13 protein-coding genes and 6 pseudogenes are annotated in these 15,891 nt (G+C 36.2%); 4 read left to right on the top strand and 15 right to left on the bottom strand.

Translation table 11 applies throughout. The features are described from left to right. Positions 1-171: 171 nt before the first annotated feature. The 5 genes and pseudogenes from gnd (GJU41_RS18955) to hxlR form a co-directional block, all read right to left on the bottom strand. Positions 172-1,070: pseudogene (gene gnd / locus GJU41_RS18955) on the bottom strand (phosphogluconate dehydrogenase (NAD(+)-dependent, decarboxylating)). After that, positions 1,042-1,389 (bottom strand): IDEAL domain-containing protein, encoded by a 348-nt coding sequence (locus GJU41_RS18960; protein WP_070875629.1) that lies wholly within the window; start codon positions 1,387-1,389, stop codon positions 1,042-1,044. Before GJU41_RS18960 ends, gnd (GJU41_RS18955) begins: the two are co-directional and overlap by 29 nt. A gap of 161 nt (positions 1,390-1,550) precedes the next feature. Next, positions 1,551-1,964, bottom strand: coding sequence for an RrF2 family transcriptional regulator (locus GJU41_RS18965; RefSeq protein ID WP_070875630.1), 414 nt, complete (start codon positions 1,962-1,964; stop codon positions 1,551-1,553). Between the two features lie 85 nt (positions 1,965-2,049). Further along, positions 2,050-2,460: pseudogene (gene spxA, locus GJU41_RS18970) on the bottom strand (transcriptional regulator SpxA). Between the two features lie 445 nt (positions 2,461-2,905). Next, positions 2,906-3,266: pseudogene (hxlR, locus tag GJU41_RS18975) on the bottom strand (transcriptional activator HxlR). Positions 3,267-3,485: 219 nt separating this feature from the next. On the opposite strand from hxlR, the gene hxlA (GJU41_RS18980) reads away from it, so the two are divergent. Then, positions 3,486-4,133, top strand: a complete 648-nt coding sequence (gene hxlA / locus GJU41_RS18980) for a 3-hexulose-6-phosphate synthase (RefSeq protein ID WP_070875631.1) — start codon at positions 3,486-3,488, stop codon at positions 4,131-4,133. A gap of 7 nt (positions 4,134-4,140) precedes the next feature. Next, entirely contained in the window at positions 4,141-4,698 is a 558-nt protein-coding gene (gene hxlB, locus GJU41_RS18985) for a 6-phospho-3-hexuloisomerase (RefSeq protein WP_070875632.1), read from the top strand. A 196-nt stretch (positions 4,699-4,894) separates the two neighbouring features. On the opposite strand, the pseudogene GJU41_RS18990 reads toward hxlB (GJU41_RS18985), so the two are convergent. The 7 genes and pseudogenes from GJU41_RS18990 to GJU41_RS19020 form a co-directional block, all read right to left on the bottom strand. After that, a pseudogene (locus GJU41_RS18990) lies at positions 4,895-5,149 on the bottom strand (transposase); the annotation flags it as partial. A 755-nt stretch (positions 5,150-5,904) separates the two neighbouring features. Then, a pseudogene (locus tag GJU41_RS18995) lies at positions 5,905-6,246 on the bottom strand (recombinase family protein); the annotation flags it as partial. Positions 6,247-6,484: 238 nt separating this feature from the next. Then, positions 6,485-7,822 carry a glucose-6-phosphate isomerase gene (locus GJU41_RS19000; RefSeq protein WP_070875635.1) on the bottom strand — a complete coding sequence of 446 codons (1,338 nt, stop codon included), beginning with the start codon at positions 7,820-7,822 and terminating at the stop codon, positions 6,485-6,487. Positions 7,823-7,853: 31 nt separating this feature from the next. Then, entirely contained in the window at positions 7,854-8,747 is an 894-nt protein-coding gene (gene gnd / locus GJU41_RS19005) for a phosphogluconate dehydrogenase (NAD(+)-dependent, decarboxylating) (RefSeq protein ID WP_154319259.1), read from the bottom strand. Positions 8,748-8,829: 82 nt separating this feature from the next. Continuing rightward, positions 8,830-10,284 (bottom strand): glucose-6-phosphate dehydrogenase, encoded by a 1,455-nt coding sequence (gene zwf / locus GJU41_RS19010; protein ID WP_070875637.1) that lies wholly within the window; start codon positions 10,282-10,284, stop codon positions 8,830-8,832. A 96-nt stretch (positions 10,285-10,380) separates the two neighbouring features. Further along, positions 10,381-10,545 carry a hypothetical protein gene (locus tag GJU41_RS19015; protein WP_154319260.1) on the bottom strand — a complete coding sequence of 55 codons (165 nt, stop codon included), beginning with the start codon at positions 10,543-10,545 and terminating at the stop codon, positions 10,381-10,383. A 461-nt stretch (positions 10,546-11,006) separates the two neighbouring features. Further along, positions 11,007-11,372, bottom strand: a complete 366-nt coding sequence (locus GJU41_RS19020) for a winged helix-turn-helix transcriptional regulator (RefSeq protein WP_070875638.1) — start codon at positions 11,370-11,372, stop codon at positions 11,007-11,009. Between the two features lie 182 nt (positions 11,373-11,554). Between GJU41_RS19020 and hxlA (GJU41_RS19025) the strand changes: the two are divergent. Both hxlA (GJU41_RS19025) and hxlB (GJU41_RS19030) read left to right on the top strand, forming a co-directional pair. After that, positions 11,555-12,187 (top strand): annotated as a pseudogene (gene hxlA, locus GJU41_RS19025) (3-hexulose-6-phosphate synthase). Between the two features lie 8 nt (positions 12,188-12,195). Next, entirely contained in the window at positions 12,196-12,753 is a 558-nt protein-coding gene (gene hxlB, locus GJU41_RS19030; protein ID WP_070875639.1) for a 6-phospho-3-hexuloisomerase, read from the top strand. A 385-nt stretch (positions 12,754-13,138) separates the two neighbouring features. On the opposite strand, the gene GJU41_RS19035 is transcribed toward hxlB (GJU41_RS19030), so the two are convergent. From GJU41_RS19035 to GJU41_RS19045, 3 genes are read right to left on the bottom strand one after another with little or no spacing between them, the layout of a single operon-like run. Further along, positions 13,139-13,711 carry a DJ-1/PfpI family protein gene (locus GJU41_RS19035; protein ID WP_070875640.1) on the bottom strand — a complete coding sequence of 191 codons (573 nt, stop codon included), beginning with the start codon at positions 13,709-13,711 and terminating at the stop codon, positions 13,139-13,141. 56 nt (positions 13,712-13,767) lie between these two features. Continuing rightward, the gene (locus GJU41_RS19040) at positions 13,768-14,484 is read right to left on the bottom strand and encodes an iron-sulfur cluster assembly protein (RefSeq protein ID WP_070875641.1); all 717 of its coding nucleotides are present in this window, start codon (positions 14,482-14,484) and stop codon (positions 13,768-13,770) included. Between the two features lie 13 nt (positions 14,485-14,497). After that, the gene (locus GJU41_RS19045; RefSeq protein ID WP_070875642.1) at positions 14,498-15,520 is read right to left on the bottom strand and encodes an amidohydrolase family protein; all 1,023 of its coding nucleotides are present in this window, start codon (positions 15,518-15,520) and stop codon (positions 14,498-14,500) included. Positions 15,521-15,891: the final 371 nt, after the last annotated feature.

A 15,891-nucleotide genomic window follows, 5' to 3' on the forward strand; every position in this document is an offset into this window, starting at 1 on the left:
GTCAATTAAAATAAAAATATGTTCTAGAATTGATGAATTTATGGGGAAATTTGGATGAAGCAATTCACTGATTTAAATAAGAATAACACTGGGGTTTAGTCCTTATTAGAGAAGAACCAGGGCTTATTTAAAAAGCCTTGGATTCCTACAGAATACTATTTCTTAACAAACTTACTTTTTTTCAAATGCATGTCCACCAAATTCATTCCGAAGGGCAGCGACCACTTTCCCTGTAAAGGTGTCACTATCTAAAGAACGGTAACGCATCAAAAGAGACATGGCTATCACAGGGGTGGCTGCCTGTAAATCCAAAGCAGTTTCCACTGTCCACTTTCCTTCCCCTGATGAATGCATTATACCTTTAATTTTTTCTAAATTTGTATCTTTAGAAAATGCATGTTCTGTTAATTCCATGTGCCATGAACGAATGACTGAGCCGTTATTCCATACTCTTGCCACTTTTTCATAGTCAAAATCAAAATCACTTTTCTCCAATACTTCAAATCCCTCACCAATCGCAGCCATCATGCCATACTCAATTCCATTGTGGACCATTTTTAATAAATGACCGCTGCCTGCTTCTCCAGCATATAAATACCCATTTTCCACGGCTGTGTCGCGAAAGATTGGTTCAGCAATATTCCATGCTTCAGCATCTCATCCGACCATGTAACATTCTCCATTACCAGCACCTTCTACTCCTCCGGACGTACCAACATCCATAAAACGTATCCCATACTGCTTTAAGTGATGGTACCGTTGAATGGAATCTTTATAATGAGAATTACTTGCTTCAATCACGATATCTCCTTCCTTGACTTAGGTATGGAGTGATCCCATCAATAACGGAATCAACAACAGCATGATGAACCATAATCCAGATCATTCTAGGGGCTTCAAACATTTCAATAAGCTCCTTCATACTCGAAGTTCCTATTGCTCCATACTTCACTAATTCTTCTACTACATGATCATTTAAATCAAAGGCAGCAGCTTCACAATGATGGTCAATGAGGTTTCTCCCCCAAATTGAATCCCATTTTACCTAACCCGATTAATCCAACTTGCATCTTTTTTCCTCATTGAGTTTAACTTTGCAGAAAGTTCGATAAACCAGTCCTCATCACCAGTTGATAATGCCAAATCTATTAGAAAAAGAATTTGTTCCTTGTTTACCACTTTAGAAATCGACAATCTCTTAACCTGTTTACGTGAAATGGATATTTTTTTACCAATTGTTTCAACAGCTTCACTTTTAATGACAGTTACCTTTACTGTTCCTTTCGGAAAATCCAGTGATTCGATATAACCAATGATTATTTCTCCATCCTGTAAATTCCCTTTAATCCAATCACCTGTTTTAAATATGGAATGATTATTCAATGACATGTTTTTTAACCTTCTTACATGATTTTAGATTTTTAAATATGAACATCCATCTCTTTTATAGATAAAGCTATAAGGAGATAGATCAGTCGAATATAACTGTAATTATTTTTATTACATTTATTTCAAAAAGAAGTCTGCGAAGATTAATCCTTTGCAGCCACTTATGATTCTTGATTAATTAGGTCCACAACTTCTTTAATCGTATAAGCCTTCAAAAACGTACCAAAATGTTCTTCTGCACCTGTAAAAATTGTAAAAAGGACATGTTGCATGTTTTTGCCGACAATACATTGCTTATTTGATTCAGGACATTTAGGCTGAAGGGCACCTTCAGAAGTAATCTTATATATATCCCAAAGATTCACTTCACTTAAATCTAGTGCAAAAATAAATCCGCCACCTGTTCCTTCTTTTGATTTAATAAATCCATGTTTTTTTAACAAACTTAGCACTTTACGAATACGAACCGGATGGACACCAGCACTCTCAGAAATAGCATCACTTGTTGACATTCGGTCATGCTGTAAAGCAAGATATGTTAAACTATGAACGGCAAGAGCAAAATCACTATTCATGGCCTGCCTCCTTGTGACTAGTCCTTGTATTTTTTACATAATTTCAAATGATGAATTAACGCACTGTAATACTAAATGTTACAGATTAGATTGTCAAGATTGATTTGGCAGCTCTTTGCGTATTCATGTTCACAAATGTTCGAAGCTTGCGTGGAAGAAAACGACGATCTCTTCTTCGTTATATCCAACTTGCAATCTTTTTTCGTACTGGATAATTGGTCGTCGTAACATTTATGGGTGCTTCATGATTAAATCATAAAATTCGTTTAAGTGGTAGAGATTCAATATCTACATTTAATTCTTGAAACGTTTTTGAATTAGTAGAAATAATCTCAGTAGTTCCTTCTTCAGTCAAGCGAAGAATCGATTTAATCTCATCAATTGTAAGAAGCTGATTTATAATGTTTCTTTCAACATAGTCAATTTGATGTTCCTCAAGCCAAGCTTCTGCTTTTCGGCAAGAAGTACAGCTTGGTGTTGTATATAGATTTATCATTCTTTAGACTCTTTTCGCATACTTTGTTGTTTTTAAATGAAGATAAGCGAAGTAACGTGTTCGCTTCATTGCGCTCCACTAAGATTATAAAAATTATAAAAGCAACAATCTTTACGAAAACAGCCTTAGTTAATTTAATAATCATTTTTTCTACTAAATAGTCAAAATATATAAAAAATTACATTTTTATTTCAAAAAACTTAGTGTTTCATCCCATATTAATTGACAGAAAAAGGACAATTCTGTTGAGTTTTTCATTTTAGTGCTTACAAGTTATACTGTAACTTTAATCATTACAGTAAATGATGATGTCAACTGTGAATTTATGATTGAGCGGAATTTGTTATACAATTTATTTGTTCTATAGCTAATGATGACAAGCACTTTCTAGTATCAACTAGGTAATGCTTGTGGTTCTACTCTCTTCTTCTTGAATCTATTCTCTTTAATTAGATGTAGTTTTATTTAAAGGTGTATCCATCACAATTTCCATATAGTTTTTACCCCATTCATACATGGAATCGAGTATTGGCATTAAGCTTTTTCCTTGTTCGGTCAATGAATATTCCACTTTTGGCGGAACAACAGGATAGACTTTTCGTTCAACAATGAGGTCTTCTTCTAGCTCGCGTAATTGGTTAACAAGCATTCGTTGAGTAATGCCCGGCATAAGAGCCTTCAGCTCACCAAATCGCTTTGGTGCCTCTTTTCCTAAATGCAAAAAAATAGCATTTTCCATTTACCGCAATAACATAAAGCATTAATTCTTTTTCACAGTTAAACATTTTGTCCTGCATACGTGACATTTGTTTCACCTCCACTTCTATATAGAATAACAGATAGTATACTTTTTAACACTATGTAAAAATAATGTGCGTACTTTTATAATTTTAATATACATACTATACTAACACTGTACCATTGTTAACAAGAGCATTGGTTACAGTTGCCAGGAGAAATGAAAGTGAGCAATGGGCATTATTACTACTGTGCAACAAACTAAAAAATTGAGGAGTGAAACATAGATGGAATTACAATTAGCATTAGATTTAGTCAACATTCCAGAAGCAATCGAATTGGTAAAAGAAGTAGAGGAGCATATTGATATCGTAGAAATCGGAACACCGGTTGTGATCAACGAAGGTCTACATGCTGTAAAGGCAGTAAAAGAAGCATTCCCTAACTTAAAAGTATTAGCAGACCTGAAAATTATGGATGCTGCTGGATATGAAGTGATGAAAGCTTCCGAAGCAGGTGCTGATATCATTACTATTCTTGGAACGGCTGAAGATATGTCGATTAAAGGTGCTGTAGAAGAAGCGAAAAAACAAGGTAAAAAAATCCTTGTCGATATGATTGCGGTAAAAGACCTTGCTGGACGTGCTAAAGAAGTGGATGCTATGGGCGTGGATTATATTTGTGTTCACACGGGCTACGATCTTCAAGCAGTCGGCAAAAATTCTTTTGAAGATCTACAAACCATCAAAAGTGTGGTTAAAAACGCTAAAACGGCCATCGCAGGCGGCATTAAATTAGAAACACTTCCAGAAGTCATTAAAGTAAATCCAGACCTTGTCATTGTAGGAGGCGGGATTACTGGACAAGCTGATATAAAAGCTGCTGCTGCCAAAATGCAACAAATGATCAAAGAACAAACGGTTACAGCAGGTTAATCCTAAGATGCAGACGACTCAATATTTAGCAGAAATCTTAAAAGAGCTTAATCATTCAGCTGACTTAATAGCAGATGAAGAAGCTGAAAAACTCGTCAACGGGATACTTAAATCGAAAAAGGTTTTTGTCGCCGGTGCAGGCAGATCAGGATTCATGGCCAAATCCTTCGCCATGCGGATGATGCATATGGGAATTGATTCTTATGTAATCGGTGAAACGGTAACTCCCAACTTTGAAAAAGAGGATATCTTAATCATCGGATCCGGATCCGGGGAAACAAAAAGCTTAGTCTCCATGGCTGAAAAAGCAAAAAGCATTGGTGGTAAAATTGCAACTGTCACGATATTCCCTGATTCCACTATTGGACAGTTAGCAGATATCACCATTAAGTTGCCTGGATCACCGAAAGACCAATCAGAGGGCGATTATAAAACCATCCAACCAATGGGCTCACTATTTGAGCAGACCCTATTACTTTTTTATGATGCCGTCATCTTGAGATTCATGGAGAAAAAGGAATTAGATACCAATAAGATGTATGGCAGACATGCCAATCTTGAATAAAACATTTTCCAAAGAATGTAATAACCAAAAGACCGCAGAGATTCTAAAAAAACTTTGCGGTCTTTTGGTTAGTCTTTAAAACATCATTTTGTTATTATTAACTATTAATCTAAAATTTTTTAATTAGGAATGATAGCACAATTAAAAGGAAAAACTGCTTTAATTTCGCACCTAATTGTAGTTCATTTTGATTCTATTGAATATTTTCTTTTTCAGAGTACGCGGTATCACCAATGACTGTTTCTATTTCCATGCCGGTTGCTTTACTTTTCTCGACTAATTATTGTGAGTATTTCCCATCACTTTTTGCACCAGTTGTACAATCGCAGCCATAATCATGCGTTCATTGCTCATCGCAATATGAGTTTTAAAGCCTAAAAAAGAAGAATCAGCTGTTTTATGTCCGACGAGCATCTGGATCACTGGAAAAGCTAAGCTGTTCTGTGTAATCTTCCACGACATCTCTTACTACAGTCAACGAGTTCATTGATTCGACGAAGCATATTGTCTTTTGGGACAACGAAATCGTAAATTGCCATAAATGGACTAAGATTGAGAGAGGATTGATTTGAAATCATTTGGATACCACCTACATACATTAATATCCTTAGTATAAAACATAAAGGCGTTGAGCCGCCCGTCCCTCTCTCATTAAAAAACTCGCTGTTCTTCCACTTTTTCACCCATACTTTTAATTGGCTTGAGTGAAGAATACCCAGTTTGTCTGAAACAGCCTGATAGAATTCCGAACTATTTACATACTCAAATACTGCTTTAACCTTAAATTCCTCTGGTTATGCTCGAAATTTTTGTCCTTTTTTTGCCATGAAAAATCCCCTCCAAGTATAGTGTAGCACCCCATCGATTCAATGGGTTTTTTACACTGTCTACTTAAAGGGGATAATATTAGTTCTTTACAGTATTCAGCTACCATAGGCTTATGCTCATCCCAAGAAAGGAGTTGTTCACGGAAATCTGCCCCTAGCAACTTTATGCGCAAATTGATTTTCTTCAGGTGTAGGGGAGTAAAGATCAGGAAGTTCTTTTGAAGTAGGACGTTTTTAAAATCTAATCTTGGGTAAGCTATACGTTCTATGGATGCCAAATTGCCAACTTCATTCACAGTAATTTGGGATAGTAACAGAATAGCTGCCCTAGCCTGGTCCATCAAATAATTCTTAAAATTATAAGAGGTTATTAATTTACTTTCTTACTAGTTTCAAATCCTTCTTTAACTCTCTCTACAATTAAATTTCTTTCTAATTCTGCAATGACACATATCATTTGAAACTTGACTTTTCCTGTTGATGTTCTTGTATCCATGTTCTCTTTAATAGGAACGAACTTTACACCTATATTCTCGCATTGCTGAATAATAGAAAGAATATCAAGTGTTCTTCTCCCTATTCGTGAAATACTTTCTACTACAACGGTATCACCTTTCCGTATAACATCTAGCAATCAGTTAAATCCATCTCTATTCTTTGTAGTCCCTGTAAATTTCTCTTGAACCATTTTTTCACAGCTATACTCAAAAAGTAATATAATTTGTCAGTCTAATTTTTGGTCAACTGTCGAAACTCGAGCATAAGATTACCATAAGAGCCTCCTGGACAATTTTTATAATCTAATTGTATAAGAGGCTTCATTTTTGTAAAAGTATTTGGTAAAACTTTTGGTAACCTGTAAAATTAGTAATATCAAGCATCAGTCTCATAAACGTTGTTACAAAAAATATGGTTTTTGGTAACAATCTTTATATTAATACAAAACCAATCAGATATAATTATTTTGATAAACGCTCCATGAGAGTAGCTTTTTCAGCTTCAAAACCAGGTTTGTCAAGTAAAGCAAACATATTCTTCTTGTATGCTTCGACTCCAGGCTGGTCGAATGGGTTAACTCCTAACAGATGGCCACTAATCCCACATGCCTTCTCAAAAAAGTAAACCATCTCACCGTAAGTGTATTCATTCATTTCATCCAGTTCAATCACGAGATTAGGTACTTCTCCATCTATATGGGCAATAAGGGTACCCTGAAATGCACTTTTGTTGACTTCATCCATCGTCTTACCAGCCAGGAAGTTTAATCCATCAATATTTTCTGGATCCTCCTGAATAGTCACTTCAATTCGAGGTTTCTTTATCTGTAAAACCGTTTCTAAAAGGTTTCGTCGACCTTCTTGTACATATTGCCCCATGGAATGCAAATCTGTTGAAAAATCGACGGAAGCAGGGAATAGCCCCTTTTGATCTTTTCCTTCACTTTCTCCAAACAGCTGCTTCCACCATTCCGATACGTAATGAAGGGAGGGCTCATAGTTAACAAGCACTTCAATTGCTTTTCCCTTATTGTAGAGTACATTTCGGACCGCAGCATACTGATAGCTCTCATTTGTCAATAAATCAGGATTGTTGTATTTATGGGCTGCTGCTTCTGCCCCTTGCATCATACGGTCAATATCAAGTCCTGCAACGGCAATTGGTAAGAGACCAACTGCTGTAAGCACAGAATACCTTCCACCAACATCATCTGGAATGACAAACGTTTCATATCCTTCTTTATCTGCGAGCTTTTTTAATACGCCTTTTTCCTGATCTGTAGTGGCAAAAATACGTTTTCTCGCCTCTTCTTTTCCGTATTTTTTCTCCATATAGTCACGAAAAATACGGAAAGCAAGGGCTGGTTCTGTCGTTGTTCCTGATTTGGAAATGACGTTAACAGAGATATCTTTCCCTTCTAATAGTTCAAATAAATGAGATATATAAGTAGAACTGATATTGTGACCGGCAAAATACACTTTTGTCTTATCATTCATTTGGTTATGAAAGCTATGGGACAAAGCTTCTATAGCTGATCTTGCACCCAAATACGAACCACCGATGCCAATGACAATCAAAGCATCTGATTGATTTTGAATTTTCTTAGCAGCTTGCTTAATGCGCACAAATTCATCTTTATCATAGTTTAACGGTAAATCAACCCAACCAAGATAATTCGATCCGGGACCTTTTTTTTCATGAAGATAACTATGAGCAACTCGTACAAATTCACTTAAATGATTTACTTCACTCTCTTTCATGAAAGATAATGCGTTCGAAAAGTCAAATGAAATGGTCATATAAATTTCTCCTTTATATTTGCTTCTATTCTTATTTTTTTTCCACAGCATGTCCACCAAATTCGTTTCGCAAAGCAGCAACCACTTTACCTGTAAAGGTATCATTGTCTAAGGAACGATAACGCATTAATAAAGACATAGCAATAACAGGGGTAGCAGCTTGAAGATCCAATGCTGTTTCAACTGTCCATTTTCCTTCACCAGATGAATGCATAATGCCTTTAATTTCATCTAATTTTGCATCTATAGAAAACGCGTGTTCTGTTAAATCCATGAGCCAAGAACGAATAACCGAACCATTATTCCAAACTCTTGCTACCTTTTCATAATCAAAATCGAATTCACTTTTTTCTAATACTTCAAATCCTTCTCCAATCGCAGCCATCATTCCGTATTCAATTCCATTGTGAATCATTTTTAGGAAGTGACCACTGCCTGCTTTTCCAGCATATAAATACCCATTCTCTACAGCTGTATCTCTAAAAATCGGCTCGACAATGCTCCACGCTTCAGGATCTCCACCAATCATATAACAAGCACCATAGCGAGCACCTTCCATCCCCCCAGAAGTACCGGCATCCATAAAGCTCACTCTAACTTTCTTCAACTGTTCGTAACGACGAATGGATTCCTTATAATGCGAATTACCAGCTTCAATGACGATATCTCCCTCACTTAGAAATGGCGTGATTTCGCTAATAACTGAATCAACGACGGAGTGTGGGACCATTATCCAAACAACTCGTGGCTTTTCTATTGATTGAACAAGATCTTGTAAGCTAGATGTACCTTCAGCCCCGTATTTCTTAATTTCTTCAACAGCATTTGTATTTAGATCAAATGCTACTACATCATGTTTATGGTCAATTAAGTTCTTTCCTAAGTTTAAACCCATTTTTCCTAATCCAATTAATCCGACCTTCATCATTACTCCTCCTTGAGTATTTCTATATTTTTTGAATTTTTCATCTATAGCGTAATGGATTCAAAGTATAATCATAATTCTTTTACCACCATCTATAACCATCCTCTTCCAATAATTGATGAGCAGCTTCAGGTCCCATCGAGCCAGATTGATATGAATGAAGTGGAACACTATTTTCCTCAAATGTCTCTAAAATAGGCTGTACCCATTTCCAAGATAATTCCACTTCGTTCCAATGAGCAAAGAAGGTAGAATCTCCACGCAGAGCATCAAATATTAAGAGTTCATATGCTTCGGGCACGTCTTTTTTATTCGCTGAAAAATCAACAACAATAGGTTCTAATTTTCCATTTATCGGGTTTTTACTATTTAACTGCAACGAAACACCTTCATTAGGACTTACATTAATAACCAATAGATTGGGTTCAGCATTTTGGATTTCATTGGTATAGAAATTCTTTAATGGGTTTTTGAATTCAATCACAATCCGCGTTAATTTTTCCGTCATTCTTTTTCCTGTCCGGATATAGAATGGTACACCGTCCCAAAAGGAATTATCAATCCATAGACGAGCAGCAACGAATGTATCGTTTTTAGAAGAAGCAGCAACGCCAGGTTCTTCTAAGTATCTGACTACTGGTGTACCGTTTATTTCACCTGATTCATATTGGCCGCGAATGACGTGAATACCTACAGTATTTTTCTGTAATGGTCTCAGAGATTCCATAACTTTTCTTTTCTCATTACGGATATCTTTTGCACTAATCTGTTTTGGGAGATGCATGGCTGTCATCATCAACAGCTGTAGCATATGATTTTGAACCATATCACGAATAGCGCCTGCTTGGTCATAATAACCTGCTCTCTCCTCTACACCAACCGTTTCACTAGCCGTGATTTGCACATTGGCAATAAACCGATTGTTCCAAAGTGATTGCAGTACAGGATTGGCAAATTCCAAGGCTTCAAGGTTTTGAACCATTGGTTTTCCCAGATAATGGTCAATCCGAAAAATGTCGTCTTCTTCAAAAGCTTTGCTTAATTTTTCGTTTAAATCTTCAGCAGATTTTAAGTCATACCCAAATGGTTTTTCGATAATCAATCGTTTCCATCCCTTTGTCGAACTTAAGCCACTCTTCTTTATGTTTAAAGCAATTACATCAAAGAATTCAGGAGCAACAGAAAGATAAAACATTCGATTCTCTTCAATACTCTGGTCTTTTTCATTTTGTTGAACGACTTCAACTAACTTCTTATACCCTTCAGCATTCGTGAAATCTAACTGGCAATAACGAAATGCCTTTACAAACTCTAGTTTTTCGGATTTATCATTTATCAAGTGTCTAGAAAAAGTGTATAGCGAGTCTGTTACATGGTTTTGAAAATCAACATCAGATATTTCGTCTATTCCTACACCAATGATCAAAAAAGAATCTGGTAACTTTTGATTCAAATATAAATTAAACAAGGCAGGGTAGATTTTTCTCTTTGCTAAATCCCCAGTTGCCCCAAATAAGACAAACGTCATAGAATCCACTTTTCATTCCTCCCCTTTTTCAAAGCATTTTCAAATAGAAAAATGTCTGATTTTCTTCGTATTCCCTACAAAACAACAAGGATTTTCGCTATTGCGTTATCCTGCTTTTGGATGTAAGATTCGTTTATTTTTCCCAGCTTGTTCGGTAATAATGATATCTCTTAAATGAGAATGTCCACATTTTGGACAGGCTTCATTATTTATGGTGATGGTTAGACATCTTTCACAAACTTTTCGCTGCTTAGTTTTGAACTTTCCCACGCGGATCTCTCCTTTCGTAAAAAGCAACAACATGTATAAATTATTTAATGAAGTTTCACTTCATCTCACCATACTTGTAGTATTATTCTCTTAAGGTTTGGTAGTATTCTTTAAGCTCGCTATTACTTGAGTAAAATCAGTATATTACGTATGTCATCCTTTTGAAAGTACGCACTTTATTTACATATAGATACATTCGTATAATATAGTGTTAAAAATAATACTATAAACTTGAATCCAATACCAAGAGTGAAAAGCCAAGGACAGCGACTATAGAAAATTCGCTGCCCTTGGCTTTTTAGTAATTGATTCATTTAATAAATGTTGTGTTTTTTCAACCTTTTTTAATACGTAGAGATATAAAAAAACACGGACAGCATCTTTATTAAGATAGCTAACCGTGATTTGTTAGTATATGAATTTTTTACACTTTTTCGAATCCCTAGGAGAAACTCTTTTTTTTACTGAATTGACGATTTGTTTTCTGTTTCTTTTTCCAATACATTCTCAATATAACCTTTACCCCAGTCATACATAGCATCCAGAATAGGCATCAGACTTCTTCCATACTCAGTGAGTGAATATTCAACTTTTGGCGGAACGACAGGATAGACTTCACGATGAACAATCAAATGGTCTTCAAGTTCACGCAATTGATTAACAAGCATTCTTTGAGTGATACCAGGCATGAGGGCCTTTAGTTCACCAAAACGTTTGGTTCCTTCTTTTCCCAGATGCCACAATAACAACATTTTCCATTTTCCGCCAATAATCGAAAGAGTCAATTCTTTTTCACAATTAAACACTTTATCCCCAAGATTCGGCATTTATTTCACCTCCAACTCTTATTATGTCCCATAGTATATTTTTTGTTACTATATGATAAAAAAGTGCATATTTTTAATTTAGTAACATACCCAGTATACTGAGAATCGTACCGTTAGTAAATAGCTATCAATTGGATACCATAACACGGCACAAAATACTATTATATAAGAGCGAGCAATAAATGAAATTAATATTAGCATTAGATCTTGTAGATATTCCAGGAGCTATTGAATTAGTGAAAGAAGTGGAAAATCATATAGATGTTGTAGATATCGGCACGCCGGTTGTGATTAATGAAGGCCTTAAAGCAGTAAAGGAAGTTAAAGCTGCCTTCCCTAACTTAACTGTGTTAGCTGATCTTAAAATCATGGATGCGGCTGGATATGAAGTTAGCCAAGCATCTGCAGCAGGCGCTGACATCATCACCATTCTTGGTACAGCTGAAGACGAGTCCATTAAAGGTGCTGTAGAAGAAGCAAAAAAACAAGGTAAACAAATCCTTGCTGATATGATCGCAGTTAAAGACATTGAAGGTCGTGCGAAAGAACTGGATGAACTTGGAGTAGATTATATCTGCGTTCACACAGGTTATGACCTTCAAGCTGTAGGAAAAAATTCTTTCGAAGACCTTGCAACCATTAAGAGCGTTGTAAAAAATGCGAAAACGGCTATTGCAGGCGGAATCAAATTAGAAACACTTCCAGATGTGATTAAAGTATAACCACATCTTGTCATCTTAGGTGGCGGTATCACAAGCAAAGACGATAAAAAAGCAGTTGCAGCTAAAATGCAAGAATTGATTAAACAAGGTTAATTATAACCATGAAAACTGCTCAATATTTAGCTGAAGTCGTTCAAGAATTAAGTCGGACAGTCGACTTAATCTCTGACGAAAAAGCAGAGAAGTTGGTTAATAAGATTATGGAATCCAAAAAAATCTTTGTTGCAGGTGCGGACAGATCTGGATTTATGGGCAAATCTTTCGTGATGAGAATGATGCACATGGGGATTGATGCTTATGTAGTCGGTGAAACTGTAACAGCAAATTTAGAAAAAGATGATTTGTTGATCATCGGTTCAGGTTCAGGTGAAACGAAAACCTTGGTGTCTATCGGTGAAAAAGCAAAAATTTTAGGTGGAACGGTCGCAGCTGTAACGATTTCCCCTGACTCCACGATTGGAAAATTAGCTGATATTATCATTAAATTGCCTGGATCACCGAAAGATCAATCTGAAAGTGACTATAAGACTATACAACCAATGGGGTTCCTTTTTGAGCAAACGATGTTATTATTTTATGATGAATTGATCTTGCGTTTCATGGAAAAAAAAGGATTAGACTCTGCTAAAATGTATGGCAATCATGCCAATCTCGAATAGAGTACACTTTAAAAAATATGGAAACAACGTAAAGACCGCATTCATTTCTTTTATGAATTGCGGTCTTTACTGCATATTACAAATAACACAGTCCATACAAGTTCCTTTTTTACTATACTGTAATATCGGGTATAAATGGCTTTGAAAATAGCACTTAAAATTAGCAGGACTTTGTTGAGTAGCAAAGTCCTGCTAATTCATATGCAATTTATTATGTTAAATATGAACCAGAATTATAAGTAAACCCTTATTTATCAACAAAAAAGCATACCAATTCATATGCGAATTAGTATGCTAATTGATATGTTGTTTACTGTGTTATTTACCGGTTTGCACCTTTCAAACGAACCGATAGATTCTAAGACCAGTCCTTTTTTATTCCATTTTAAACAGCAGCTTCTTTTTTAACATTCAGCAACTTAAAGAATTCTTTCATGAAGCCAGGAAGATCAGGCCATGCGTGGCCGGACACGATATTGCCATCCACATGAAGTAGTTCTTCAACATATGTAGCTCCTGCCGCTTCCAGCTCTGGTCTACATGCTTTGTACGCAGTCATTTCTCTTCCGTGGATATACTCGCGCACTGTCGTTAAGACTAGCTGTCCATGACAGATGACACCTAGCGGCTTATCTTCTTTTAGAAAGTAAGCGGCAATTTCCTGAACTTTCGGATTCATTCGAATATATTCAGGTGCTCTACCTCCTGGAATGATTAATCCGTCAAATTGCGCAGGGTCAATATTATCAACAGATTCATGTGAATCAATTTGATAAGCCCATTTTTCTGTAAAAGTCTCCATAGCAGGTAAAAAATCATGGACAACCGTTTGTAATTTCTTTTTCGTAGGTGAAGCGATTGTACACTCAATATCTTCCTCTAAACAGCGGTAATAAGGATAAAATACTTCTAAAGCCTCTACAGCATCGCCAGTCATAATCAATACTTTTTTACTCATTTTACATCACCTTTTCCTTTCATGATTAAGTAAATATATAGAATTGAATATTAATATTAGTTCACACTGCTTTGTTCGAGGTTATAACGGGTTTCCAAAAGGCTTCTACAGTAGTTTCCATTGAACTCCATGCTGAGTCTGGTACGTTTAATCATCGCGAAATATTCGGGAAATTTTTCAACATTCATGGGTTTGCCTTCAGGTGTGATAAAAGCAATCGCCTTCGAATGATTTGCTGAGACTAACTCCTCTCGAATTAGGAGGTAACGACTTTTTAAGCTATACCCTTCAGAATCTAAATCAGAAATCTCCTTTAGTTCATGAATTGTCATTTGAATTAGTCTCTCTACAGGAATTTCCGCTTTGTATAGTAAATGCCTAATTAATCTTTCCTGCCTGACATAAAAAGTCTTGACGCGAAACGTTCTCCTCAACTCATCGAGCTCTCCGGTAGACATTCCTTGAAACGTTTGATTGAACGTCTTGCCGCTTCCGACACCATCATTGATTTCCTTTGAAGCGCAATGGTCATCCAGCGTTACTTTTACTCTTGAAACCCAGTCTAATTGAGACACACTTTTTTGTATGTCCTCTGCCATAATGAAAGCAAAATTGGGAGAACACCAGTAAGTTGGAAGACGATAGGCAATATGAACCTCGCTGCCGTCAATCTTTACGTCCTTAATAAATCCCAACTCAGGTAGAGACTGATCCAGTTCAGGATCATAAACAGTGTCCAATTTTTTAAAGACTTCTCTTTCCCTACTGTTCATTGTACTCACCTCTTTAAACTAGGGATGCAAGCAACCCGTCATTTTTAAGCTTTTGTTTATGAGATTCTATATCGATGCCATACAATTTGGCCGCATTCTCACCCAGTATTTTCTTTTTGACTGCTAAATCGAGCGTTACACCTGTTTCTTTCTGAATATCTTCCGGAAGTTCAAAATCAACAAACTTCTCAATTAACCAGCCCGGTTCCCAAATGGCATAATCACTGCCAAATAAAATTCGATCCTCCTTCACCCAGTAAAGCAGCTCGCTGATAATTTCTGCAAAATAACGAGGACGATCCTGGATAAAAGCTATAGCGACAGCCAGTCCGGCATACACATTTTTCTCTTGTGTTGCAATCCAACAGAAATCTTCTAATCGAGGCAGTCCAACGTGCTCAACAATGAAGTTTAATTCCGGAAAGGAGCTTGCCGCATCATCAACATCAGCCACATCGAAAGCGTCTTTGTTGAGCGGAGTGACTGTAGGCCCTTTATGAACATGAATATTTTTAATGCCTAGTTCCTGACATTTTTCGAGATAACGCTGTGTCCAAGGATCTGAGAGTTTATATCCTTTGGAATCACCGCGCCATTCAGCCGTGTAAAGCTTCACACCTTGTATGTCATATTCTCTTTTCTGAAATTCCAAATTTTCGAGACCACGGTTGCCGTCGCGAGGATCGAAATTTCCATTTCCTATGAATCTACCAGGATACTTTTTTACTAGTTCATGATTAGCTTTTAAGCTGCCAAATCCGTTTTTATAAAATTCCGAGAGCACGACAGGTTGAAATATCGCTACATCTACATGACCCTTCACAAAAACATCGTTGATTAATGCTTCACTGCCATATTTGAGAAATTTTTCTTTTGGCCAAATAGCTTCTTTAGGAGTATGATCCTTGTGATAATCATAGAAACAGTTGATGAATTGTTCACCGTGAATATTACGTTGGTTCTCGGGGCTTCCATCCCATAATGCGATATGGCTGTCAACAATAAAGATTTCTTCACCAGTTGCCGTTCGATACATTTACATTCCTCCCCCCATTTAATTGAGAAAAATCCCTGTAGAATAACTAGCAAATATTGAGTGATACTATCGGAGTAATCAGAAAACGCTTACATTAAATAGATGTAAAATGATAAAACATTCGTATAGACCCACCATGAATTTCTAAATATTGCAAATATTACTACAATACCTATTATAAAAATTTATTAGTATGGTAGGAAATTTTATATATATCTAAACAATGCGATAATGGATTTTTGAGCTCTGATGCAAGAAATCTATCAATCTTAGACAACTGATACTATTTATTAACCTAAAAAAGAGTGTATCTAGTATTTCTAAGACAAGTATGATGTCATGATTCGTCTGAAACAGACTGTGTTATTCTG

Origin of the sequence: Metabacillus idriensis, from assembly GCF_009674765.1 — a bacterium.
GTDB lineage: Bacteria > Bacillota > Bacilli > Bacillales > Bacillaceae > Bacillus_P > Bacillus_P idriensis.

What these genes read in the sequence shown, in the direction of transcription:
- GJU41_RS19020 (WP_070875638.1), bottom strand. Translation starts at nt 11,372, where the DNA reads ATGCCGAATCTTGGGGATAAAGTGTTTAATTGTGAAAAAGAATTGACT.
- GJU41_RS19040 (WP_070875641.1), bottom strand. Translation starts at nt 14,484, where the DNA reads ATGAACAGTAGGGAAAGAGAAGTCTTTAAAAAATTGGACACTGTTTAT.
- GJU41_RS19035 (WP_070875640.1), bottom strand. Translation starts at nt 13,711, where the DNA reads ATGAGTAAAAAAGTATTGATTATGACTGGCGATGCTGTAGAGGCTTTA.
- GJU41_RS18960 (WP_070875629.1), bottom strand. Translation starts at nt 1,389, where the DNA reads ATGTCATTGAATAATCATTCCATATTTAAAACAGGTGATTGGATTAAA.
- gnd (WP_154319259.1), bottom strand. Translation starts at nt 8,747, where the DNA reads ATGAAGGTCGGATTAATTGGATTAGGAAAAATGGGTTTAAACTTAGGA.
- hxlA (WP_070875631.1), top strand. Translation starts at nt 3,486, where the DNA reads ATGGAATTACAATTAGCATTAGATTTAGTCAACATTCCAGAAGCAATC.
- GJU41_RS18965 (WP_070875630.1), bottom strand. Translation starts at nt 1,964, where the DNA reads ATGAATAGTGATTTTGCTCTTGCCGTTCATAGTTTAACATATCTTGCT.
- hxlB (WP_070875639.1), top strand. Translation starts at nt 12,196, where the DNA reads ATGAAAACTGCTCAATATTTAGCTGAAGTCGTTCAAGAATTAAGTCGG.
- GJU41_RS19000 (WP_070875635.1), bottom strand. Translation starts at nt 7,822, where the DNA reads ATGACCATTTCATTTGACTTTTCGAACGCATTATCTTTCATGAAAGAG.
- GJU41_RS19045 (WP_070875642.1), bottom strand. Translation starts at nt 15,520, where the DNA reads ATGTATCGAACGGCAACTGGTGAAGAAATCTTTATTGTTGACAGCCAT.
- hxlB (WP_070875632.1), top strand. Translation starts at nt 4,141, where the DNA reads ATGCAGACGACTCAATATTTAGCAGAAATCTTAAAAGAGCTTAATCAT.